General features: G+C 63.8%; 26 protein-coding genes. 8 read left to right on the top strand and 18 right to left on the bottom strand.

From position 1 onward, the window contains the following. Positions 1-43: 43 nt before the first annotated feature. From QOL82_RS07500 to QOL82_RS07470, 7 genes are all read right to left on the bottom strand, one after another. Positions 44-1,591, bottom strand: coding sequence for a 2-isopropylmalate synthase (locus QOL82_RS07500; RefSeq protein ID WP_283441630.1), 1,548 nt, complete (start codon positions 1,589-1,591; stop codon positions 44-46). A gap of 81 nt (positions 1,592-1,672) precedes the next feature. Next, entirely contained in the window at positions 1,673-2,554 is an 882-nt protein-coding gene (gene pssA, locus QOL82_RS07495; RefSeq protein ID WP_283441629.1) for a CDP-diacylglycerol--serine O-phosphatidyltransferase, read from the bottom strand. Positions 2,555-2,714: 160 nt separating this feature from the next. Then, a complete protein-coding gene (locus tag QOL82_RS07490) occupies positions 2,715-3,458 on the bottom strand; it encodes an SIMPL domain-containing protein (protein ID WP_283441628.1) in 744 nt (247 codons plus the stop codon). Positions 3,459-3,528: 70 nt separating this feature from the next. Further along, positions 3,529-4,545: a ketol-acid reductoisomerase gene (gene ilvC, locus QOL82_RS07485; protein ID WP_283441627.1), complete on the bottom strand. Its 1,017-nt coding sequence runs from the start codon at positions 4,543-4,545 to the stop codon at positions 3,529-3,531. Positions 4,546-4,577: 32 nt separating this feature from the next. After that, positions 4,578-5,069 carry an acetolactate synthase small subunit gene (gene ilvN / locus QOL82_RS07480; RefSeq protein ID WP_283441626.1) on the bottom strand — a complete coding sequence of 164 codons (492 nt, stop codon included), beginning with the start codon at positions 5,067-5,069 and terminating at the stop codon, positions 4,578-4,580. Further along, positions 5,069-6,796: an acetolactate synthase 3 catalytic subunit gene (locus QOL82_RS07475; protein WP_283441625.1), complete on the bottom strand. Its 1,728-nt coding sequence runs from the start codon at positions 6,794-6,796 to the stop codon at positions 5,069-5,071. The genes ilvN and QOL82_RS07475 overlap by 1 nt, the downstream gene beginning before the upstream one ends. A gap of 158 nt (positions 6,797-6,954) precedes the next feature. Beyond that, a complete protein-coding gene (locus QOL82_RS07470) occupies positions 6,955-7,227 on the bottom strand; it encodes a hypothetical protein (RefSeq protein ID WP_283441624.1) in 273 nt (90 codons plus the stop codon). 81 nt (positions 7,228-7,308) lie between these two features. Between QOL82_RS07470 and QOL82_RS07465 the strand changes: the two genes are divergently transcribed. The 5 genes from QOL82_RS07465 to QOL82_RS07445 are packed head-to-tail and all read left to right on the top strand — an operon-like array spanning position 7,309 to position 10,387. Continuing rightward, entirely contained in the window at positions 7,309-7,878 is a 570-nt protein-coding gene (locus QOL82_RS07465; RefSeq protein WP_283441623.1) for an RNA polymerase sigma factor, read from the top strand. Then, complete coding sequence (locus tag QOL82_RS07460) at positions 7,875-8,285, top strand: DUF3619 family protein (RefSeq protein ID WP_283441622.1); 411 nt, start codon at positions 7,875-7,877, stop codon at positions 8,283-8,285. The genes QOL82_RS07465 and QOL82_RS07460 overlap by 4 nt, the downstream gene beginning before the upstream one ends. A gap of 1 nt (position 8,286) precedes the next feature. Further along, entirely contained in the window at positions 8,287-8,877 is a 591-nt protein-coding gene (locus tag QOL82_RS07455) for a DUF3106 domain-containing protein (RefSeq protein ID WP_283441621.1), read from the top strand. 54 nt (positions 8,878-8,931) lie between these two features. After that, positions 8,932-9,405, top strand: a complete 474-nt coding sequence (locus QOL82_RS07450; protein WP_283441620.1) for an RDD family protein — start codon at positions 8,932-8,934, stop codon at positions 9,403-9,405. Positions 9,406-9,457: 52 nt separating this feature from the next. After that, complete coding sequence (locus QOL82_RS07445; protein ID WP_283441619.1) at positions 9,458-10,387, top strand: esterase/lipase family protein; 930 nt, start codon at positions 9,458-9,460, stop codon at positions 10,385-10,387. Positions 10,388-10,405: 18 nt separating this feature from the next. On the opposite strand, the gene QOL82_RS07440 is transcribed toward QOL82_RS07445, so the two are convergent. Next, on the bottom strand, positions 10,406-10,804 hold the full coding sequence (locus tag QOL82_RS07440) for a hypothetical protein (RefSeq protein WP_283441618.1): 399 nt from the start codon (positions 10,802-10,804) through the stop codon (positions 10,406-10,408). A 163-nt stretch (positions 10,805-10,967) separates the two neighbouring features. On the opposite strand from QOL82_RS07440, the gene QOL82_RS07435 reads away from it, so the two are divergent. From QOL82_RS07435 to QOL82_RS07425, 3 genes are all read left to right on the top strand, one after another. After that, complete coding sequence (locus QOL82_RS07435; protein ID WP_283441617.1) at positions 10,968-11,429, top strand: fasciclin domain-containing protein; 462 nt, start codon at positions 10,968-10,970, stop codon at positions 11,427-11,429. Between the two features lie 95 nt (positions 11,430-11,524). Continuing rightward, a complete protein-coding gene (locus tag QOL82_RS07430) occupies positions 11,525-12,205 on the top strand; it encodes a TetR/AcrR family transcriptional regulator (RefSeq protein WP_283441616.1) in 681 nt (226 codons plus the stop codon). A gap of 5 nt (positions 12,206-12,210) precedes the next feature. Beyond that, positions 12,211-12,807, top strand: coding sequence for an LOG family protein (locus QOL82_RS07425; RefSeq protein WP_283441871.1), 597 nt, complete (start codon positions 12,211-12,213; stop codon positions 12,805-12,807). A gap of 132 nt (positions 12,808-12,939) precedes the next feature. On the opposite strand, the gene QOL82_RS07420 is transcribed toward QOL82_RS07425, so the two are convergent. From QOL82_RS07420 to truA, 10 genes are all read right to left on the bottom strand, one after another. Beyond that, positions 12,940-14,184 carry a cystathionine gamma-synthase family protein gene (locus QOL82_RS07420; RefSeq protein WP_283441615.1) on the bottom strand — a complete coding sequence of 415 codons (1,245 nt, stop codon included), beginning with the start codon at positions 14,182-14,184 and terminating at the stop codon, positions 12,940-12,942. Between the two features lie 64 nt (positions 14,185-14,248). After that, positions 14,249-15,766 carry an amidophosphoribosyltransferase gene (purF, locus tag QOL82_RS07415; protein ID WP_283441614.1) on the bottom strand — a complete coding sequence of 506 codons (1,518 nt, stop codon included), beginning with the start codon at positions 15,764-15,766 and terminating at the stop codon, positions 14,249-14,251. 24 nt (positions 15,767-15,790) lie between these two features. Beyond that, entirely contained in the window at positions 15,791-16,279 is a 489-nt protein-coding gene (locus QOL82_RS07410; RefSeq protein ID WP_283441613.1) for a CvpA family protein, read from the bottom strand. Positions 16,280-16,304: 25 nt separating this feature from the next. Then, positions 16,305-17,252, bottom strand: a complete 948-nt coding sequence (locus QOL82_RS07405) for an SPOR domain-containing protein (RefSeq protein ID WP_283441612.1) — start codon at positions 17,250-17,252, stop codon at positions 16,305-16,307. A 19-nt stretch (positions 17,253-17,271) separates the two neighbouring features. After that, on the bottom strand, positions 17,272-18,567 hold the full coding sequence (folC, locus tag QOL82_RS07400) for a bifunctional tetrahydrofolate synthase/dihydrofolate synthase (protein WP_283441611.1): 1,296 nt from the start codon (positions 18,565-18,567) through the stop codon (positions 17,272-17,274). A gap of 80 nt (positions 18,568-18,647) precedes the next feature. Then, positions 18,648-19,520, bottom strand: coding sequence for an acetyl-CoA carboxylase, carboxyltransferase subunit beta (gene accD, locus QOL82_RS07395; protein WP_283441610.1), 873 nt, complete (start codon positions 19,518-19,520; stop codon positions 18,648-18,650). Positions 19,521-19,611: 91 nt separating this feature from the next. Next, positions 19,612-20,436 carry a tryptophan synthase subunit alpha gene (trpA, locus tag QOL82_RS07390; RefSeq protein ID WP_283441609.1) on the bottom strand — a complete coding sequence of 275 codons (825 nt, stop codon included), beginning with the start codon at positions 20,434-20,436 and terminating at the stop codon, positions 19,612-19,614. A gap of 79 nt (positions 20,437-20,515) precedes the next feature. After that, complete coding sequence (trpB, locus tag QOL82_RS07385; protein WP_283441608.1) at positions 20,516-21,754, bottom strand: tryptophan synthase subunit beta; 1,239 nt, start codon at positions 21,752-21,754, stop codon at positions 20,516-20,518. Then, on the bottom strand, positions 21,751-22,458 hold the full coding sequence (locus tag QOL82_RS07380) for a phosphoribosylanthranilate isomerase (protein ID WP_283441607.1): 708 nt from the start codon (positions 22,456-22,458) through the stop codon (positions 21,751-21,753). The genes trpB and QOL82_RS07380 overlap by 4 nt, the downstream gene beginning before the upstream one ends. Then, positions 22,455-23,243: a tRNA pseudouridine(38-40) synthase TruA gene (gene truA / locus QOL82_RS07375; RefSeq protein WP_283441606.1), complete on the bottom strand. Its 789-nt coding sequence runs from the start codon at positions 23,241-23,243 to the stop codon at positions 22,455-22,457. The genes QOL82_RS07380 and truA overlap by 4 nt, the downstream gene beginning before the upstream one ends. Positions 23,244-23,400 lie beyond the last annotated feature (157 nt).

The raw sequence follows: 23,400 nt of genomic DNA, 5'->3' as shown, positions 1-23,400 counted from the left end.
GCCATGTTGCCGTACGGTCTTTCGCCCCGCGAATGGATTCCCGTCAAAGCTGCGGATTGAGCTTCTCCGTCTTGGAATGCAGCTTGTTGAGCGCCGACAGGTAGGCCTTCGCGGACGCCACGACGATGTCGAGGTCGGCACCGACGCCATTGACGATGCGTCCGGCCTTGGAAAGCCGCATCGTCACTTCGCCCTGCGACTGGGTGCCGGTGGTGATGGCGTTTACCGAGAACAGCAGCAGCTCGCAGCCGCTCTGCGCATTCGACTCGATCGCATTGACGATCGCGTCCACCGGGCCGTTGCCCTGCCCGCTGCAGCGGACTTCCTTGCCGTCGACCGAGAACACGATTTCTGCCGCCGGACGTTCGCCGGTTTCCGAATGCTGCGACAGCGACACATACCGGTAGTGCTCGTTCTCGTGCGACTGCTGCTCGTCCGACACCAGCGCCATGATGTCTTCATCGAAGATATCCGACTTGCGGTCGGCAAGCTCCTTGAAGCGGCCGAATGCGGCGTTGACTTCCGACTCCGATTCGAGCTTGATGCCCAGTTCCTCGAGCCGCTGCTTGAACGCATTGCGGCCCGACAGCTTGCCCAGCACGATCTTGTTGGCGGTCCAGCCCACGTCTTCCGCGCGCATGATCTCATAGGTGTCCCGTGCCTTCAGGATGCCGTCCTGGTGGATGCCGGACGCATGGGCGAACGCATTGGCGCCGACCACCGACTTGTTGGGCTGCACCGCGAAACCGGTGATCTGCGAGACCAGCTTGGAAGTCGGCACGATCTGCGACGCATCGACGCCGATGTCGAGGTTGAAGTGGTCGCGCCGCGTCCGCACCGCCATCACGATCTCTTCCAGCGCGGTATTGCCGGCACGCTCGCCGAGGCCGTTGATCGTGCATTCGACCTGGCGCGCCCCGCCTATCATCACGCCGGCCAGCGAGTTGGCCACCGCCATGCCGAGGTCATTATGGCAATGCACGGACCAGACCGCCTTGTCGGAGTTGGGAATCCGCTCGCGCAGGCTGCGTATCATCTGGCCGTACAGTTCCGGCACGCCGTAGCCCACCGTGTCGGCGAAGTTGATGGTGCTCGCGCCTTCTTTGATGACCGACTCGATGACACGGCACAGGAAGTCCATGTCGGAGCGGCTGCCGTCCTCGGGGCTGAACTCGACATCGTCGGTGAACTGGCGCGCGAAACGCACCGCCAGTCTGGCCTGCTCATGCACCTGGTCCGGCGTCATCCGCAGCTTCTTTTCCATGTGCAGCGCCGACGTCGCGATGAAGGTATGGATGCGCTTGCGCGGCGCCGCGGCCAGCGCTTCGGCTGCCCGTGCAATGTCGCGGTCGTTGGCGCGCGACAGCGAGCAGACGGTCGAATCCTTGATGATGCCGGCGATGGCCCGGATGGCTTCGAAGTCGCCTTGCGACGACGCCGCGAAACCGGCTTCGATGATGTCGACCTTCAGCCGCTCAAGCTGGCGGGCGATGCGTATCTTCTCGTCCTTCGTCATCGATGCGCCCGGGGACTGTTCGCCGTCACGCAAGGTGGTGTCGAATATGATCAGTTTTTCTGCGCTGGCGGCCATGGCTGCTCTCCTGGTGATGACGGTGACGACGGGTGTCGGGTCTGGATGGATAATGATGATGGCGCCTGCCGGTCCGGCAGGCTAGTCGTGATCTTCGGCGATGTCGTGTTCCGGGCGGGTCTGCACGATGCTGACCGGCTTGCCCTTGATCATGCGCCAGAAAAAGATCGCATAGCCGGACAGGCCGTACAGGATGAACAGGCCGAACAATACCTTGGGCGGATCGCTCGACACGGCGACGAACAGCAGCACGATCACGAATACCGCGATGAAGGGCACCGACTTGCGGAAGTTGACGTCCTTGAAACTGTAGAACGGCACGTTGGTCACCATGGTCAGGCCCGCGAACAGCGTGATGCCCCATGCGGCCCAGGTGAGCTGGGCGCCCGCATAACGCAGGTCGTCCATCACCCAGACGAAGCCGGCCACCAGCGCGGCCGCCGCCGGGCTGGGCAGGCCCTGGAAATAGCGCTTGTCGACCACGGCGATATTGGTGTTGAACCGGGCCAGGCGCAGCGCGCCGCCGGCACAGTAGACAAAGGCCGCCAGCCAGCCCCACTTGCCCAGGCCGCGCAGCGACCATTCGTACATCACCAGCGCCGGCGCGGCCCCGAAGGACACCATGTCGGACAAGCTGTCGTACTGCGCGCCGAATTCGCTCTGGGTATTGGTCAGCCGGGCGACGCGGCCGTCGACCGCATCCAGCACCATTGCGGCGAATATGCCGATCGCGGCCTGGTCGAACCTCAGGTTCATCGCCATCACGATCGCATAGAAGCCGAAGAACAGGGCCGCCGTGGTGAAGGCGTTCGGCAGCAGATAGATGCCGCGGCGACGCCGGATGACGGTGGCCTCGGCCGGCGCCTCCGGCGGCGTGCGACGCAGGCCGTGGCGCAGCGAGCGCGGCGACTTGGGAAACTGCGTGACATTGCCTTTGGGCTTGCGCCGGTTGAATGTACCCATATTGGTTCCGTTTCAGTGAGATGCGAGCGGTACGGCATGGTCGCACCGTGCGCCCGCGAAACAGACAACAGATGCGCACATGGGTTCGATGACGCTACGGCGGCAATTATAAAACGTCGTTATTCTAGACGAGCGCTGCCCAAAAGTAACCCTTCCCGCTTCAACGGAATCGGACCTTGCCCACCGCGCGCATCTGCAGCGTCGTCTCGCCCGGCTCGAAACTCGGTTCCTCGACCGCCTGCGCATCCTGGGCGGCCGCCGAACGCATCATCTTCGGCGCCATTTCCTGCTGGACGTAATTGCCCGATCCCTCGAAATCGAGCGTGTCGAGGATCGCATCGGCGGGATTGCGTCCCATGGCCCGCGAGATGGACGCGATGCGCTCGCCGAGGTTGCGATAGGTTGCCGCGATCCGCTCCTCGTCGAGCTTTTTCGCGCTCGCCGACGACAGGCCGAAACGCAGCCCGTTTACCGCGAGCACCTTCTGAGCGGCCGCCACCGTCGCCGGGAGCGTCGCGAGGCTGGTGGTGGTTGCATCCAGGTACTGGCCGACCCGCCATCCGACCGGCTGCAGGCGCGCGCCGGCCGCCCGGGGCGACTGGTTTTCAGGGTAGACCGGATAGGTGTAATAGCCGCGCGTCTGCAAGACAGCGGACGGATCCTGCCGCTTGACGATGTCGACGCCCTGCTTCATTTTCTGGTTCACGCGTGACGCCGCGGCGGACTTGTCCTTGTCCTGCTCTTCCACCATCAGCGTCAGCACGGCTTCATCGTTGGCAAGCCGCACTTCGCCGGAAGCCGGCACCACCACCAGCGTGCCGCTGGTCTGGAAACTTTGCGGCGCCTGCGCCCAGCTTGGGGAAGCCAGCGCGGCGACGGCGATCAATGCTGCAATCTTCTTCATGGATACTCCTTGATACAGACGAAAAAAAAGCTGCGCACAAGGCACAGCTTCTTGTGTCGATTGGACCAGGTCAGTTCTTGCTTTGGTCGACCAGCTTGTTCTTCGCGATCCACGGCATCATCGCGCGCAGCTTGGCGCCGACTTCCTCGATCTGGTGCTCGGAAGTCAGGCGGCGACGGGAAATCAGGGTCGGCGCGCCGGCCTTGTTTTCCAGGATGAAGCTCTTCGCATATTCGCCGGTCTGGATGTCCTTCAGCACCTGGCGCATCGCATCCTTGGTCTCCGCGGTCACCATGCGCGGGCCGGTCACGTACTCGCCGTATTCCGCGTTGTTGGAGATCGAGTAGTTCATGTTGGCGATGCCGCCTTCATAGATCAGGTCGACGATCAGCTTCAGTTCATGCAGGCACTCGAAGTAGGCCATTTCAGGCGCATAGCCTGCTTCGACCAGCGTCTCGAAACCGGCCTTGATCAGTTCCACGGTGCCGCCGCACAGCACGGCCTGCTCGCCGAACAGGTCGGTCTCGGTCTCTTCGCGGAAGTTGGTCTCGATGATGCCGGCGCGGCCGCCGCCATTGGCCATCGCATACGACAGCGCGATGTCACGGGCATTGCCCGACTTGTCCTGGTACACCGCCACCAGGTGCGGCACGCCGCCGCCCTGCGCGTAGGTCGAGCGCACGGTGTGGCCCGGCGCCTTCGGCGCGATCATGATCACGTCGAGGTCAGCGCGCGGCACGACCTGGCCGTAATGCACGTTGAAGCCGTGGGCAAACGCCAGCACGGCGCCTTCCTTGGCATTCGGCGCGACATTCTCGTTGTAGACCTGGGCGATGTTCTCGTCCGGCAGCAGGATCATGATGACGTCGGCAGCCTTGACTGCCTCATTGACCTCGGCCACGTTCAGGCCGGCGGCCTGCACCTTGTTCCAGGAAGCGCCGCCGCGGCGCAGGCCGACAGTGACCTTGCAGCCGGAATCGTTGAGGTTTTGCGCATGGGCGTGGCCCTGCGAGCCATAGCCGATGATGGCGACATTCTTGCCCTTGATGAGGGACAGGTCGCAGTCTTTGTCGTAGAAAACTTTCATGATCTTCCTAAGATTTATGTGTTGGTGGCTGGTTAAACTTTGAGGATGCGCTCGCCGCGGCCGATGCCGGAGCCGCCGGTGCGCACGGTTTCGAGGATGGCGCTGCGGTCGATCGAGTCGATGAATGCGTCGAGCTTGCCCTTGTTGCCGGTCAGCTCGATCGTGTAGGTCTTCTCGGTGACGTCGATGATGCGGCCGCGGAAAATGTCCGCGGTGCGCTTCATCTCTTCACGCTCCTTGCCCACTGCGCGCACCTTGATGAGCATCAGTTCACGCTCGATGTGCGCACCTTCGGTCAGGTCGACCACCTTGACGACTTCGATCAGTCGGTTCAGGTGCTTGGTGATCTGCTCGATCACATCGTCGGAACCCGAGGTGACGATGGTCATGCGGGACAGCGTTGCGTCCTCGGTCGGCGCAACGGTCAGGGTTTCGATGTTGTAGCCACGGGCGGAGAACAGGCCCACCACGCGGGACAGGGCGCCGGCTTCGTTTTCCAGCAGCACAGAGACGATATGGCGCATTACAGATCCTCCGAACCCAGCAGCATTTCAGTCAGGCCCTTGCCGGCCTTGACCATCGGCCAGACGTTCTCGGTCTGGTCCGTGATGAAGTTCATGAACACCAGCCTGTCCTTCATCGCAAATGCTTCGCGCAGCGCGCCGTCGACATCATTCGGGTTCTCGATCTTCATGCCGACGTGGCCGAAAGACTCGGCCAGCATCGTGAAGTCCGGCAGCGAATCCATGTACGACTCGGAATAGCGCGAGCCGTAGTCGATCTGCTGCCACTGGCGGACCATGCCCAGGAAGCGGTTGTTGAGCAGGACGATCTTGGGCGTCAGGTGATACTGCTTGCAGGTCGCGAGCTCCTGTATGCACATCTGGATCGACGCCTCGCCGGTGATGCAGGCGACGGTGGCGTCGGGATTGGCCATCTGCACGCCCATTGCGTACGGCAGGCCGACGCCCATCGTGCCAAGTCCGCCGGAGTTGATCCAGCGGCGCGGCTTGTCGAAGTTGTAGTACTGCGCCGCCCACATCTGGTGCTGGCCGACGTCGGAGGTGATGAAGGCGTCGCCGTTCGTCACTTCCCATACCTTCTGCACCACGGACTGCGGCTTGATGACTTCGCGCGAGGTCGGGTACTTCAGGCAGTCGCGCTCGCGCCACTGGTTGATCTGCACCCACCAGCTGGCCAGCGCCGCCGGATTCGGGCGGATCGCCTGCGCGTCGGCGGCGTCGATCTGCGTCAGCAGTTCCTGCAGCACGTCCTTCACATTGCCGACGATAGGGATGTCGACCTTGACGCGCTTGGAAATCGACGACGGGTCGATATCGATATGGATGATCTTGCGCGGATGCGACGCGAAATGCTTGGGATTGCCGATCACGCGGTCATCGAAACGGGCGCCGATGGCGATCAGCACGTCGCAGTGCTGCATGGCCATATTGGCTTCATAGGTCCCGTGCATGCCGGGCATGCCGACGAACTTGTCGCTCGACGCGCGGTAGGCGCCGAGGCCCATCAGCGTGTTCGTGCACGGGAAGCCCAGGCGGTCGACCAGCTTGTTCAGTTCGGGCGAGGCATTGGCGAGGATGACGCCGCCGCCGGAATAGATCATCGGCCGCTCGGCCGACAGCAGCAGCTGCATCGCCTTGCGGATCTGGCCGGCATGGCCCTTGTCCACCGGCTTGTACGAGCGCATTTCGAGTTCCTTTGGATACTCGTAAGCGCAGGTGTGCATCGAAATGTCTTTGGGAATGTCGACCAGCACCGGGCCGGGACGGCCGGTAGTGGCGATGTAGAACGCCTTCTTCATCGTCATCGCCAGGTCCTTCACATCCTTCACCAAGAAGTTGTGCTTGACGCAGGGACGGGTGATGCCGACGGTGTCGCACTCCTGGAACGCGTCCTGGCCGATCGCCGTGGACGGCACCTGCCCGGAAATGATCACCATCGGGATCGAATCCATGTAGGCGGTCGCGAGGCCGGTTACCGCATTCGTCACGCCGGGACCGGATGTCACGAGCGCCACGCCGACCTTGGTCGAGCTGCGCGAGTAGGCATCCGCCGCATGGATGGCGGCCTGCTCGTGGCGAACCAGGATGTGCTGGAATTTGTCTTGCTTGAAGATAGCGTCGTAGATGTAGAGCACGGCGCCGCCGGGATAGCCGAACACGTGTTCCACGCCTTCTTCGGCCAGGCAGCGGACAACGATGTCTGCGCCGGTGAGTATTTCCTGGGTCATTACCAAGTCCTTTCAAGGTCCCATTGGAGATTGATCGGATGCTCTCTCCTGTCGAAACCGCCGTTGAAACAGTCCTGGGGCATCCCTTCCTTGTGCGGTCACGCTGATTCGTCGCGCAGGGTTGTATGCGGTTCAAATCGGCGCTAAACGCCACTCGTTCAGCCGGAGGTTCTGGGTTCTTGTGCGGGTTTCTCGCGCTTTTGGCGCGGGTTAGAGCAAACAGCTTTCAAATGAAGCGCGTCTTCGACAGCGGCATCATCATGGGGCGCGCGCCGGAAGACATCAAACGACCCCGAGTTGCGGGGGAACGATAAGGTACTGCGTGATGCATTATTGGTCAAGACAAATTGTTCACAAAACCGGTGCAATGCCACCCGTTTCAGCCAGAAAAAGCGGACAACCAGGGTGTTTTTTGCTAGCATGCGCAACATTGCAAATCCGCATCAGCAGGCTGTCCCGGGTTTTCGACCCTTTCCACCCTTAGCGCCGGCAATACGAGCGCGTCGCACCGAATGGCCTCCGACAAAGAACTTTCCGACTTTCTCCAAAGCGTCGAACGTCGTGCGTTCAAGCAGGCTGCATTTGCCGTCCGGCGGGACGAATCGGCACTCGATATCGTGCAGGACGCGATGATCAAGCTGTCGGAGAAATACGGGGACAAGCCGGCTGCCGAACTCCCGCTGCTGTTCCAGCGAATACTCCAGAACACGATCCACGATTACTTTCGCCGCGAAAAGGTCAGGAACACCTGGGTGACCCTGTTTTCCGGACTGCGGGGCAATGCCGACGACAGCGACCAGTACGACGTGCTGGAAACCTTCGAGGCAGAGGAAGGCAGCATGGCGGCCGAGTCCAGCGAGGACAAGGTGTCGCGCGACCAGGTGCTCAACGCGATCGACGACGAAGTACAAAAACTCCCCGGACGTCAACGCGAAGCGTTTCTTCTACGTTATTGGCAGGATATGGACGTCGCGGAAACCGCCGCGATCATGGGATGTTCGGAGGGTAGCGTAAAGACCCACTGCTCGCGAGCGACACACACCCTGGCTCATGCCCTGAAATCCAGAGGAATACGTTTATGAATGCCAAAGAAATCAACTTCGCATACCGGGTCCGGCATGCGCTCAATGAAAATCTCGATCAACTGCCTGCCGCTACCGGCAGCCGCCTTGCGGCCGCGCGGCAGCTTGCGCTTTCCCGCAAGAAACCGGACACCGGCCGCCGGGTGCTTCTGCCGCGTCTCGCAGCGGCGCATGGCAGCGATGGCGCAGGCTTCTTCAGCCGGCCGGTTTCATGGCTCGGCCGCATGAGCGTCGCGCTGCCTGTCGTCATCGTGTTCGCCAGCCTGGTCGGCATGTATCAAGCCGAGAAAAGACAGCACATCGTCGATCTTGCAGAAATCGACGCAATGGTGCTGACCGACGAATTGCCGCTCAATGCCTATCTCGACCACGGATTTAATGCCTATCTTGCGCAACAGGGCGAATGACGTGGCGCGTTCCGCATGGCGCGCAGCTTCAGCGCCTGCCTGCGTGATCGCCTGCGTGATTGCTTTGACGAGCAGCGTGTCGTCGGCGCACAGCGTCGGTGCGCAGGCTTCCGCGACAGCCAAGCCGGCGGCCGTGGCCAAACAGGCCCCTCTTTCGAAACCCCTGTGGGCGGAACTCAATCCGACGCAGCAGCAGGCGCTCGCGCCGCTGGCCGCGGACTGGGACAGGCTGGACGGCGCGCGCAAGAAGAAATGGATAGAACTGACCAAGCGCTACTCCAGCCTTCCGCCTGAACAGCAGGCAAGGATGCAGGAGCGCATGCGGGAATGGGTCAAGCTGACGCCGGAAGAACGGCGGGTTGCCCGCGAAAGCTATTCGCGGACCAAGAAGCTGGAACCGGACCAGAAAACCGCGCAGTGGCAGGAGTACCAGCAGCTTTCCGACGAACAAAAGAAGAAGCTGGTGGAAGAAGCGGCCGCCCGGAAGCGCGTCACCAACCTGCCTCCCGCCGCGCACGACAAGAGCAAGCTCGTCCCGCCATCGAAATCCGTGCTCAGGCAGCCGCCGCCGCAGCCGTCCGCCGTTCAGTAGTTGCCTATTTTGGAACCGCATCCAATCCCCCCGTTAAGGGTGCGCCTGGCGTGCATGGTGTACGAGGCCATGCTGCTGTTCGGCGTCCTGTTCATCTCCGGCTACCTGTTTTCGACGCTGACCCAGCAGCGCCACGGGCTTTACCTGCGCGGCGCGATGGAGACCTGGCTATTCCTGGTGCTGGCGGCCTACTTCTCGTGGTTCTGGGTGCATGGCGGCCAGACGCTGGCGATGAAAACCTGGCGCATCCGCGTCGAACGCACGGATGGAAAAGACCTGCCGGCCTGGCAGGCGCTGCTGCGCTATGTGCTCGCCTGGATGTGGTTCCTTCCCGGCCTGCTCCTGGCCTGGCTGATCAATGCGAAGGGCTGGATGCTGGTGCTGCTGCCGGCCGCGAGCATGGTTGCCTGGGCGCTGACGATGTATCTTGGCCCGGACCGCCAGTTCCTGCATGACAGGCTGGCCCGGACCCGCCTGGTGCGCCTGCCGCTGAAACTGGGCAAGCGCAAGCGCGGCCGGCAACGCTGAGACAATCCGAACGCTGAGACTGTCAATAACCGATCGTCCCCGATAACTGGCCATGGTCGCTCGCGTCACCCGCATCCTCCTGGCAATACAACTGCTCGCCGCGGCCGGCATCTACCTGCTGCTGACGCGATACGCGGGCCTGCACGGCAAGCTGCCGGCGGCCCTGCTGGCGGTCGCCATTGTGCTGCTGGTGCGCATGACGATCACCGCCAACAACTTCGGCCTCTCCTGGATCTACCGCAGCGAAACGCCCTTCGACCATCGGCTTGGCCGGCTGGCTGCGTTACGCCTGTTTTTAATCGAGTATTGCGCGTCGATGGTCTCGTCATCCTGGACCATGGGCTTCTGCACCTTCCGCGACCGCCCTGGGGAAGCCGACACGGCGCCGGTGCTGCTGGTCCACGGCTACGGCTGCAACAGCGGTTATTGGCACTTCATGAGCCGTGCGCTTTCCCGCGCCGGCATCGGCCACTATGGCATCGACCTGGAGCCGATGCTCGCCAGCATCGACCAGTTCGTGCCGGCGCTGCATGCGCGGATCGAGGAGATATGCCGGCAGACCGGCCGCGAGCAGATCGTCATCGTCGCGCACAGCATGGGCGGCCTGGTCGCGCGCGCGTACCTGCGCGACCACGGGGCGCGACGCGTGCTGCGGGTGGTCACGCTGGGCACGCCGCATCGCGGCACCGGGCTGGCCCGGTTCGGCGCCGGCGAGAATGTCAGGGAAATGCTGTGGACCGGCGACGCCGAGAACGGACGATGCAGCGCCTGGCTGGACAGCCTTGCCCGCGATGAAGATGCCGCATTGCGGCCGCTCTTCATCTCGATCTTTTCCCACCAGGACAATATCGTTTCCCCGCAGCTGTCGTCGCACCTCCCCGGTGCACGCAATATCGAGTTCAACGGCATCGGCCACGTGGCGCTCGGCCTGCACCCACGGGTGCAGCAGGTCGTTATCGACGCGATCGGTTCGGCCGCCTAGGCCGGTGTGTAGCGCCGGTCAGCCCGGCTTGCGCCGGACGAGGCGCCAGAACACCAGGCACGGCACCAGGATGGATGGCAGGAGCAGCATGATGTTGCGCAGGCTTGCCGCCCAGGGGAAGGGATTGAAATGGATCGCCCACCATCCGACAGTCAACGTCGTCCACAGCAGGGCCGCAAGCGCCGACACGGCCAGGTCCACCCGGCCGCGCCGCCAGCGCCATGCGGCCAGCGCCAGCAGCGGCGGCAGCACATACAGCAGGCTTGAGCGGAACGCGGTCACCAGCGCGCCACCCATCGCGTCGATGGAGAACCACGGCGGACTGAACTGCAGGGCCAGGAACAGGCAGGCAATGCCGGCCAGCCATGACCACAGGACGATCCGGAGCAGCGGAAGCGCTGCGTTTTCTGTTTTCATTCGGGGAATCTGGCGAGCCGCCGGGCGCCGATCTGGCGCATGCCCTCGCACTTGTGTTGAAACTTTTCGATTGTATGGCAACCATAGTGGAGACAGCTTGACGCTTTCGCCAATCCGGCGCACTGCGTCGCAATGCTCCACAGCATCGAAATCAGGACCAAACATGACGATACGTTCGAAGACAAGCGCAGCGATATTGCTGCTGACACTGGCGCATGCCGCCGGCGCAGCCGACCTGGTAGAGAAATCGGCGAGTTCGACCAATCTGCGCACATTTACCGCCGCACTGAAAGCCTCGGGACTCGACGACAGCCTGAAATCCGGCGGCCCGTATACCATTTTCGCCCCGGAGGATGGCGCGTTTTCCAGGCTGCCTGCAGGGAGCTGGGATGCGCTGTACAAGGACAAGGCGAAGCTGGCCGCCGTGCTCTCCCACCATATCGTCCAGGGACGGATGCTGGTCGCCGAGGTCAAGCCGGGCAAGGCCAGCACGCTGCAGGGCGCGCCCGTCACGCTGAAGTCGGATAACGGCAAGGTCACGGTCGACCAGGCCAACGTCATCGAGAGCGATGTGGCCGCCGACAATGGCGTCATCCATGTGATCGACACCGTCGTCATGCCCTGACGCAGCGGCGCGGCCGGCGCCGGGTTGGCTTCGGGAACGGCGGATCCGATGCTATGCTTATGGCCTACCGGACAGTTCAGGAACGTTTCCCGCCAATGCAAGCAAAAGCGCCACGCCGTACCCGCGAACGGATACTGGAAACATCGCTGCGCCTGTTCAACGAGTTCGGCGAACCGAACATCACGACGACCATCATTGCCGAAGAACTCAACATATCCCCCGGCAACCTGTATTACCACTTTCGCAACAAGGACGATATCGTCGACTCGATCTTCGTGCAGTTCGAGGATGAGATCAACCGGATGCTGTCGGTGCCGGCAGACCGGCGCCCGACGATAGAAGACGTCTGGCTTTACCTGCACCTGATCTTCGAACTGGTCTGGCGCTACCGTTTTTTCTACCGCGACCTGTCCGACCTGCTCTCGCGCAACCGCAAGCTCGAACTGCAGTTCAAGCAGATCTACCGGCACAAGGTGCTGGTGGCGAGGCAGCTGTGCGCCGGGCTGCGCAGCGACGGCGCGCTCGACGCCAGCGACCAGGAAATCGAGGCGCTGTCGGCCAACATGGTCGTGGTGGCCAGCTACTGGCTATCGTACGAATACGTGCTCAACCCGCGCCGCTACACCGAGCAGCAGGTCATGGCGGATGCATTGATGCGCGGCTGTTACCAAGTGCTATCGCTCGTCGGTCCCTACCTGCGCGGCGACACCCACGCCCTTTTCCGCAAACTGGTCGACGAGTACTCGAAGCGACCTCCAGAAAAACTGACATCATGAAAAAAATAGCAACACTGTGCGTCTATTGCGGCTCCGCCGCCGGCGCTTCCCCGGCCTATGCAGACGCTGCCCGCGCACTGGGCCGCGAACTGGTCCGGCGCGATATCGGCCTTGTCTACGGCGGCGGCAATGTCGGCCTGATGGGTGCGATCGCCGAGGAAGTCATGGCCAACGGAGGCCGGGCGATCGGCGTGATACCGGAGGCGCTGATGAAGCGCGAACTCGGCCACCATGGCCTGACCGAACTGCACATCGTCAAGGACATGCATGAACGCAAGGCCATGATGGCCGAACTGGCCGGTGGATTCATCGCGATGCCGGGCGGTTTCGGCACGCTGGAAGAGCTGTTCGAGGTGACGACCTGGGCGCAGCTCGGCCTGCACCAGAAACCGATCGGCCTGCTGAACGTGAACGGGTTCTACGATGGGCTGACCGGCTTTGCCAACCACCTCGTGAACGAGGGATTCGTGCGGGCCGATCATGCCCAGCTGCTGATGCATGCGCCGGACGCGGCCGCGCTGCTGGACCAGTTCGAGAGCTATGTGCCGAATATCAAGGTGAAGTGGCTGGAACGCGAGCAGGCCAAGGAAATCGTTCCCTGAAGCGAAGGCGCATTGCCGGAATACGCGCTGCTCGTCGCAGCGCTGCGCGCCGGCCGTGGATTTCACGCCAGCCGGCCTGCCGCATCGGACGTTCTCCGCCGGCCCGATGTCCCGGCCTTCAGGAAACGGGCATTACTGCAGCGCCAGCGCCTGCCGGAAGTCGTCCACCAGGTCGTCGGTATCCTCGATGCCGACCGACACCCTGATCAGCGATTCCGCGATCCCCATGCTGGCGCGACGCTCCGCGCCCATTTCATAGAAGATCGTATGCGCCACCGGGATCACCAGCGTCCGGGTGTCGCCGAGATTGCTGGCCGGGATCGCGAGCTGCAGCCGGTTCAGGAAATCGAAGCAGTCGATATCGTCCTTCAGCTCGAAGCTCAGCAGGCTGCCATAGGCCCGGAACAGTTCGCCCGCCAGCGCATGCTGCGGGTGGGATGCCAGGCCGGGATAATGGACCGCCGCGACCCGCTCGTCCGCCTCCAGCATGCGCGCCAGTGCCAGCGCATTCCCGCATTCCCGCTCCAGCCGCAGCGCCATGGTTTCCGCGCCGACCGCGATGTGATGCGCCGCTTCCGGCCCCAGCGAGCCGCCGAAGTCGCGCAGGGCCTTGGCCCGGATCTGCGCCATGCCCCACTGCACCGGCGGGAATTTCCGGTAGTTTTCCGCGATGTGCGGATAACGTGCCCAGTCATAGGTCCCGGTGTCGGTCAGGCTGCCGCCCAGCGCGATGCCATGGCCGGCGATGGACTTGGTCAGCGCATTGACCACGAGGCCCGCGCCGACCGATTTCGGCTGGAACAGGTAGGGCGACGTCATCGTGTTGTCGACGATGTAGAGAATGCCCCGCTCGCGGCACAGCGCGCCGATACGCGCCAGGTCGGCGACCTGGGTCCGCGGATTGGCAATGGTTTCGACGAAGACGATGCGGGTCGCCGGCGTCAGCGCCGCCTCGACATTGGCGACATCGGTCGCGTCGACCATCGAAACCGACACGCCCTGCGCGGCCACCGTCTGCCACAGACTGTTGGTGTTGCCGAACAGGAAAGCCGACGATACAACGTGGTCGCCATCCCGCAGCAGCGCCTGGGCTACCGCGCCGATGGCTGCCATGCCTGTGGAAAAACAGATGGTGCCGTAGCCGTTTTCCATCTTGTTGACCTTGTCTTCCAGCGCGGACACGGTCGGATTGCCCTGCCGGCCGTAGCGGTAGCCGGGCTGCCGGCCCTGGAACACCGCAGCCAGTTCACGCGCGTCCTTGTAGCCGAACGCCACCGAGGTATGGATGGGCTTGTGCAGCGAGCCATGCTCGATGTTCTTCTGGCGGTCGCTGTGCAGGATCGTGGTGGTGAAGCCGTACTGTCGTTTGTCGTTCATGTGTGGGATTTCGCTAAGGCTCGATGCGCCCGGGGCCGCGCTGGCACGGTCCCGGGCTCGGTGATCAGTCCGCCGGCGCCAGCGACAGGTTGAGCTGCGAGCGCACCATGTCGTCGTTGGCGGGTTCCGGATTGCCGCGCGCGTATTCGATGCGGTCCAGGTAGTCCCGCGATATGTCGCCGGTCACGTAGTTGCCGTCGAAGCAGGAAGCCTCGAACTGGCGGATGGACGGGTTGGCATCCGAAATGGAGCGCTTGAGCGCGTCGAGGTCCTGGTAGACCAGCGCGTCGGCGGTGATCTCGCGGCACACTTCCTCGTCGGTGCGGCCGTAGGCGATCAGTTCGCTGCGCGTCGGCATGTCGATGCCGTAGACATTCGGGAATTTCACCGGCGGCGCGGCCGACGCGAAAATCACGCGGCGGGCGCCGGCGTCGCGCGCCATCTGCACGATTTCCCGGCTGGTGGTGCCGCGGACGATGGAGTCGTCGACCAGCAGCACGCTCTTGCCCTTGAATTCAGATCCGATCGCATTGAGCTTCTGGCGCACCGACTTGCGGCGTATCGCCTGGCCGGGCATCAGGAAGGTGCGGCCGATGTAGCGGTTCTTGATGAAGCCCTCGCGGTAGTCGAGGTTGAGCTTCAGCGCCAGTTCGATGGTGGACGGCCGCGCCGAATCGGGTATCGGCATCACGACGTCGATATCGCCGGTGCTGAATTCGCGCTTGATCTTGTCGGCCAGGTATTCGCCCATCTTCAGGCGCGAGTGATAGACCGACGCGCCGTCGATCACCGAGTCCGGACGGGCCAGGTAGACGAATTCGAATGCGCACGGGTTGAGCACCGGGTTGTCCGCGCATTGCTGGCTCGTCATGTTGCCGTCGACATCGATGAAGATCGCCTCGCCGGGGATCACGTCGCGCACGAAGCGGAAGCCCAGGCCTTCCAGCGCCACCGATTCGCTCGCCACCAGGTACTCGGTGCCGGCGTCGGTCTCGTTGACGCCCAGGCACAGCGGCCGGATGCCGTAGGGGTCGCGGAAGGCCAGCAGGCCGAAGCCGGCGATCTGCGCGACCACCGCGTACGAGCCGCGGACCCGGCGGTGCAGCGATGCCACCGCCTTGAACAGCGCGGCCGGATCGAGCGAATAGCCGAGCGTGGCCTGCTGGATTTCATGCGCCAGCACGTTGAGCAGCACTTCGGAGTCGGAATTGGTGTTGATGTGCCGGCGGTCGTTGCGGAACATCTCGATCTTCAGCTGCTCCCAGTTGGTCAGGTTGCCGTTGTGCGCCAGCGTGATGCCGAACGGCGCATTGACATAGAACGGCTGCGCTTCCTCTTCGCTGGACGAGCCGGCGGTCGGATAGCGGCACTGGCCTATGCCCATGTTGCCCAGCAGCGAGCGCATGTTGCGGGTCCGGAACACGTCCCGCACCAGGCCATTGGCCTTGTGCATGTAGAACTTGTTGCCCTGATTGGTTGCGATGCCCGCTGCATCCTGGCCGCGATGCTGCAGAAGCAGCAGCGCATCGTAGATCAGCTGGTTGACGGGGTTCTGGGAGACGACGCCTGCAATGCCACACATGGTGGAGCTCCTAACTAAGACAATTCAAAACTGTACATGCCGGGCAAATTCGTCCGGCAGGAAAGGCTTGACGCTGCGCGCGGCGGATTCGGCATAGACGCTGAGCATCGCATCTTTCCAGAAAGGCTGCTGCGGGATGGCGGTCATGCCGCAGAGGATCACGGTCACCAGCACGATCAGCAGGCCGCGCGCGAGACCGAACAGGCTGCCCAGGCTGCGGTCGACGAACGAGAGGCCGCTGGCCTTGATCAGCGATTCGCACATCAGTATCAGCAGGCCCATCAGCATGCGCGTGCCGATGAACAGCACCACGAATGCGATGATCAGCCTGGTCAGCGCGCCTGGCACGACATCCGGCAATAATTCCGCCAGCGTCTGGCCATACATGTTGGCGACCAGGAATGCCGCCACCCAGCTTGCCAGCGACAGCACCTCCCGCACGACGCCGCGCGTGGTGCTGACCACGATCGAGGCGACCAGCACGAACAGGGTCAGGTAATCGAAGAGCGTCACCGCCAGTCACGCGCCGTTACCGGCTTCAGGCCGGCACCAGCGTGCCTGCGAGCCCGATCTTCGACAGCTTGGCCCGCACGCGGTCGGCTTCTTCCTTGCTGCTGAACGGGCCGACCCGGATACGGGTACGGCTGCCGCCGTCGGTAGAAACTTTCTGTGTGAACGATGCAATGCCGGCCGACTTCAGCTTGCCCTGCAATTCATCGACCTTGTCCTGGGTGGCGAGCGCCGCGACCTGCACGACGAAACGGCCGCCATCCTTCTTGGGTTCGGCCTTGGCTTCCGCCTTCGGCTCGGGCCGGCCCTCGAGTATGGCCCTGGCGCGGCTGGCTTCATCGACTTTCTCGACGGGCTTGGCATGGGCGATCTCGGTCTTGCGCTCGGCCTTCGGCTCCGGCTTCGATTCCGTCTTGGGTTCAGGTTTGTGTTCGGGCTTGGCCGGGCGCGGGCTTTCCGGCTTGGCTTCGGCCCGTGCTTCGGGCTTGGGCCGCGGTTCCGGCTTGACCAGTTGCGGCATTTCGGAGCGGGCGGCGGTCGACGGCCCGGTGTCGACCGGCGGCGGCAAGGTCGCGGGGTCGATGACTTCCTCGTCCTTGTCCAGCCCGACGCCGACCGGCGCCTTGGCGACGTTGGCTACCGGCGGCGGCGCGTTGCGGACCGTTCCGCCCTGCGTGCGCTTGTCCTTGGAAGGAATGTCGATGGCGATGTCGTCGGTGACCGGCTTCGGTTCGGAATCGAGGATCATCGGCAGGCCGACGACGGCCGCCAGCACCAGGGCGACTGCCCCGACCAGCCGGCGACGCGCGCGCTTTTTCTCGGGAAGCACAGGGTCCGGGGCCTTGCCGCGCTCCTTGCCTGTCTTGCGCTTGCCACGATTGCGGACGGCGTCCGAATCCTCTTCTGCGCGACTCTGGAACGTGCTGTCGGAGCGCGATTCCTGCTTGTTTTTACGGAGGAATGAGAGCAAGCCCATGCGATTGATGCTGAATCTGTCAGTGATATTCGGATTTGCGCGCGGCGATCACGCCTGCCACGGTAAGGAAAGAGCCGAAAACAGCAATTCTATCATTCTCGCCTGCCCTGCTCCGCGCATTTGCATAGGCTTCGGCGGGGCTGGCGAACGTCGCGATGCTGTGTTCGGCGTCCGCTGCGCCGCTCTCGACGCCGGCTTCGGACAGCTTTTCGGCAATCTGCGCGGCGCTGGCCGCCCTGGGCAGGGGCAAATCGGTCACGCACCAGTGGTCAACGAGCGGTTTCATGTGCGCAATGATCCCGTCGATGTCCTTGTCCGCCATCGCACCGAACACCGCGTAGGTATAAGGATGGAAACCCATGTTGCCGAGATTTTGCGACAGCGCCGCGGCCGCATGTGGGTTATGCGCAACATCGAGGATCACCGTGGGCCGGCCGGGCATGACCTGGAAGCGTCCCGGCAGTTCGACCATCGCCAGCCCGCTGCGCACTTCCTGTGCGCCCAGCGGCAGGCGGTCGCGCAGGGCTTCCAGCGCGGCCAGCGCGGCGCAGGCGTTGAGCAACTGGTTGGCGCCGCGCAGGCCCGGGTAGCCCAGCGCATTGCGGCGCACGCTGCGACCGCCATAGTTCCACTGCTGCTTGTCGCCGGAGTAATTGAAATCGCGGCCCAGCAGCCACAGGTCGGCGCCGATCTTTTCAGCATGGTCGATCAGCGATTGGGGCGGCACCGGGTCGCTGCAGATGGCCGGACGCCCGGCGCGGAAGATGCCGGCCTTCTCGAACCCGATCTGCTCGCGGGTCACGCCCAGGTATTCGGTATGGTCGATGTCGACGCTGGTGACGACGGCGACATCGGCGTCGATCACGTTGACCGCATCGAGCCGTCCGCCCAGGCCCACTTCGAGGATGACCGCGTCCAGCCCCGCCTGTGCGAACAGGCGCAGGATGGCCAGCGTGGTGAATTCGAAATAGGTCAGCGACACATCGCCGCGCGCCGCTTCCACCGCGGCGAACTGTTCGATCAGCGCATCGTCGCTGACGATCTCGCCGGCCACCCGTGCCCGCTCGTTGAAGTGCACCAGGTGCGGCGAGGTGTACAGGCCGACCTTGTAGCCCGCCTGCAGCAGGATGGCTTCCATCATCGCGCAGGTCGAACCCTTGCCATTGGTGCCGCCGACGGTCACGACCGGGCAATCGAGGCGGAGTCCGAGCGCGTCGCGCACCTGCGCAACCCGTTCCAGGCCCATGTCGATGGCTTTCGGGTGTTGGGCTTCGAGGTAGGCAAGCCAGTCGGCGAGGTTGGTGGGCATGTTCATGTCGGCTTATCTGGAGACGGGTGTTCAAATGAAAAGGCCCGGGCCTGGAAACAGGACCGGGCCAGCGGCTGCGCCAGCTGTCAGGCCAGCACGTCGGCGGACTGGTTTTGCAGCAGCGCCAGCAGCCGGGCGATTTCCTCGCGCATCTTGCGGCGGTCGATGATCATGTCTACCGCGCCCTTCTGCACCAGGAATTCGGCGCGCTGGAAGCCTTCCGGCAGCTTCTCGCGCACCGTGTTCTCGATCACGCGCGGCCCGGCGAAGCCGATCAGCGCCTTCGGTTCGGCAATGACCACGTCGCCCATGAAGGCAAATGACGCGGAAACGCCGCCCATGGTCGGGTCGGTCAGCACGGAAATGAACGGCAGCTTCTTTTCGGACAGCTTGGTCAGCATTGCCGTGGTCTTCGCCATCTGCATCAGCGACAGCAGGCCTTCCTGCATCCGGGCGCCGCCGGTGGCGGTGATGCAGATGAATGGCACCTTCTGCTCCAGCGCGATCTGCGCGCCGCGCACGAAGCGCTCGCCGACCACCGACCCCATCGAGCCGCCCATGAATTCGAATTCAAAGCAGGCGACCACCACCGGCAGCGTCATGATGGCGCCGCCCAGCACGACCAGCGCATCGGTCTCGCCGGTTGCTTCCATTGCGGCTTTCAGGCGTTCCGGGTATTTCTTGCTGTCCTTGAACTTCAGCGTGTCGACCGGCAATGCCTCGTGGCCGATCTCGTAGCGGCCTTCCGGGTCGAGCAGCGAGTCCAGACGTTCGCGGGCGCGGATGCGCAGGTGATGGCTGCACTTGGGGCAGACGTGGAGGTTGGATTCCAGGTCGGTGCGATACAGCACCGCTTCGCATGACGGGCACTTGACCCAGAGACCTTCGGGCATCGACTTGCGGTTGGCGCTGTCGGTGCGTTGTATGCGCGGGGGTAACAATTTTTCTAGCCAGCTCATGGCGACCCTCTCTCAATCTTCTCAATATTGTGCTGTTCTTGGGATGCCCCGGATGGCGCGGCAACCACCACCCGCGCACAAGGGGGCAATATTACACCGCCGTGACCGACGCCGCGCTCTGCTCGTCGAGGGCGGCGCGGATGCTGGCGACGAAGGCATGGGCCACGCCCACCGCTTCGTCCAGCGGCGCTTTCTCCATTTCCTGGATGATGCGGCTGCCGATCACGACGCCGTCGGCGACCGACGCGATGGCCTTGGCGGTGGCGGCGTCGCGGATGCCGAAGCCCACGCCGATCGGCAGCTTCACATGGGCGCGGATATGCTCGAGGCGGCGGCTGACGTCGTCGATGTCGATGTTGCCGGCGCCGGTCACGCCCTTGAGGGACACGTAGTAGCTGAAGCCGCCGCCGACCCTGGCGACCTGGCGGATGCGTTCCTCGGTCGAGGTCGGCGCCAGCAGGAAGATGTTGTCCATGCCCTTCTCCATCATCATCCGGGCAAAGTCCTCGCACTCCTCGGGCGGATAGTCGACCACGATGGTGCCGTCGACGCCGGCCTCGTGCGCGGCGTCGACGAAGGCCTGCTGGCCCATGCATTCGATCGGGTTCGCATAGCCCATCAGCACAACCGGCGTGGTCTTGTTGGTGCGCCGGAATTCACGGACGTAGCCGAGCACGTCGGTGGTGCCGACGCCGTGCTTCAGCGCGCGCTCGCTGGCGCGCTGGATGACCGGGCCTTCCGCCATCGGGTCGGAAAACGGCACGCCGAGTTCCAGCAGGTCGACGCCGCCGGCGACCAGCGAATGCATCAGCGGCACGGTCAGTTCGGGCGCCGGGTCGCCGGCGGTGATGAAGGTGATCAGCGCGGTTCTTTTTTGCGCCGCCAATGCGGCGAATGTAGGTGTTATGCGGGACATGGCCTGCCTATAGTCATGCAGCCGGCGAAAACGCCGGCCGGGGGATTAACGGATATCGGATGCCGGAAAGGACAGCGGATTACAGCGCGCGCCTGTCGCGTTCGGCGACCGTATGCATGTCCTTGTCGCCGCGGCCGGACAGGTTGACCAGGATGGTCTTGTCCTTCGGCAGCGTGGCGGCCAGCTTGGCCGCATAGGCCAGCGCATGCGCCGATTCCAGCGCCGGGATGATGCCCTCGATGCGGCAGCTCTTGTGGAACGCATCGATCGCTTCATCGTCGGTGATGGAGACGTACTGCGCGCGGCCGATGTCCTTCAGCCATGCATGCTCGGGGCCGACGCCCGGATAGTCGAGGCCGGCGGACACCGAGTGGGTCTCGATGATCTGGCCGTTCTTGTCCTGCAGCAGGTAAGTGCGGTTGCCATGCAGCACGCCGGCGGTGCCGGCCAGCAGCGACGCCGAGTGGCGGCCGGTCTCGATGCCGTCGCCCGCGGCTTCGACGCCGATCAGCTGCACGTCCTTGTGCTCGATGTACGGGTAGAAAATGCCCATCGCATTCGAGCCGCCGCCGATGCATGCCAGCACGTAGTCAGGCTGGCGGCCGGTCATTTCGGGCATCTGGGTCAGGCACTCGTTGCCGATCACGGACTGGAAGTCGCGCACCATCATCGGGTAAGGGTGCGGGCCGGCCACCGTGCCGATGATGTAGAACGTGTTCTCGATGTTGGTGACCCAGTCGCGCATCGCTTCGTTAAGCGCGTCCTTCAGGGTCTTCGAGCCCGATTCCACCGGCACCACCTTCGCGCCCAGCAGCTCCATCCGGTACAGGTTCTGGACCTGACGGCGGGTGTCCTCGCTGCCCATGTAGACCACGCATTCGAGGCCGAAACGGGCACAGATGGTGGCGGTGGCCACGCCATGCTGGCCGGCGCCGGTCTCGGCGATGACGCGCGGCTTGCCCATGCGCTTGGCCAGCAGCGCCTGGCCGATCACGTTGTTGATCTTGTGGGCGCCGGTATGGTTCAGGTCCTCGCGCTTGAAATAGATCTGCGCGCCGCCGACGATCTCGGACCAGCGCTTGGCATGGTAGATCGGGCTGGGACGGCCGACGAAATGCTTGAGCTCGTAATGGAATTCCTCCATGAACTCGCGGTCGTTCTGGTAATGCGCATAGGCCTCGCGCAATTCGGTCAGCGCATGCGTCAGCGTTTCGGAAACGAAGCTGCCGCCGTAGGGGCCGAAGTGGCCGCGTGCGTCAGGCAGGTTGTATTGCTCGGTCTGCCCTTCGGGCGGGCGTGTCTGGGTCTGGGTCGTCATGCTATTCCTTCAGGTAGGGCTGGGCTGAGGCGGTAATCCGCCAGGCGGACGGCGGCGACGAAAGCGCGCATTTTCTCGCCGTCCTTGACGCCCTTCTCGCGTTCGATGCCACTGCTGACATCGACGGCGTAAGGGCGAACGCGCAGCACCGCGTCAGTCGCGTTGTGTACGCTCAAGCCACCACTTAAAACGACCCGAGGCGCGAGTTCTTCTGGGATGAGGGACCAATCGAAAACCTTTCCGCCACCGCCGTAGGCATCGACCCAGGTATCCAGCAGCAAGGCTGAGTACAGGTGGCCGCCGGCGCGACAATTGGAGTCGTATTCTAACAAATCATCGGGTTTCGTATCGGGACGGACCCGGAACGCCTTGATGAAGGGCAGGTTCACCGCGGCCGCCAGCGCATGGCACTGCGCCGGCGTCTCGTCGCCGTGGAACTGCAGCAGCGACAGCCGCGCGGCATCCGTGGCTTCCCGCAGCTGCGCCGCGGTCGGGTTCACGAACAGCCCCACCGTGGCGACGAAGGGCGGCACCAGCGCCGCCAGCGCCGCCGCCTGGGCCAGGGTCAGGTTGCGCGGGCTGGGCGGATAGAACACCAGGCCGATCGCGTCGGCGCCGGCGGCGACCGCATTGCGGACGTCCTCGGCCTCTTTCAGGCCGCATAGCTTGATCCGGGTGCGCGCGGGATGGGAAATGGCGTTCATAGGGCGAATACGGGTTGGGTGATCGGGGTGGCAGGCAGATGCCAGTTGGGGCCGTAATCGATGTTCGCAAGGTAAAGGCCGTCCGGCATGAAGGTCGGCGCGGCGAGCTTGCGGTCGCCGTTGGCAAGCAGGCAGGCGATCCAGTCCGGCGGCTGGACGCCGCTGCCGACGGCGATCAGCGAGCCGACGATATTGCGCACCATGTGATGCAGGAAGGCGTTCGCGGTCAGCGTGAAGCGCAGCAGGTCGCCATTGCGCTCTACCGAAATCGCATGCATGTCGCGCACCGGCGAACTGGCCTGGCACTGGGCCGCGCGGAAGGCCGAAAAGTCATGGCGGCCGACCAGGTGCTGGGCGGCATCGTGCATGCGGGCGGCATCCAGCGGCCGGAACGCCCAGCCGGCGCGGCCATGCAGCAGCGGCGCGCGCACCGGGTGGTTGTACAGGTAGTAATGGTAGGTGCGGCCGATGGCGCTGAACCGCGCATGGAAGCCGTCGTCGACTTCCTGCGCCCAGCGCACGGCGATCGACGGCGGCAGGAAGTTATTGACGCCGCGCACCCACGACTGCATCGTGCGCGCCACGTCGGTGTCGAAATGCGCGACCTGGCCGATCGCATGCACGCCGGTGTCGGTGCGGCCAGCGCACTGGACCGGGATGTCCTGCAAGGCGAACTGCCGGATCGCGGCCTGCAGCGCATCCTGCACGGTCAGGCCGTGCGGCTGGGTCTGCCAGCCCTGCCATGGGGCGCCGTCATACTGGATGCCGATTGCTATGCGTTTCAAATGAGTTCCGATGGGTCTGGTTGGCTGGCGGACGACGGGATGGGCCGTGCTGGCGATTCCGGCGGTCGCGACATTCGCCTCGCCTTGCGTAATGCGCTTCGCCTGCCGCGTCCTGCGACGTCCGTGATTTCAGGGTGTTGCGATGGGCAAGGTTATA

Origin of the sequence: Noviherbaspirillum suwonense, from assembly GCF_900182955.1 — a bacterium.
Lineage (GTDB): Bacteria > Pseudomonadota > Gammaproteobacteria > Burkholderiales > Burkholderiaceae_D > Noviherbaspirillum_A > Noviherbaspirillum_A suwonense.
Note: the sequence above shows the minus strand (reverse complement) of the source record. Positions and strands in the feature narration are given on the sequence as shown.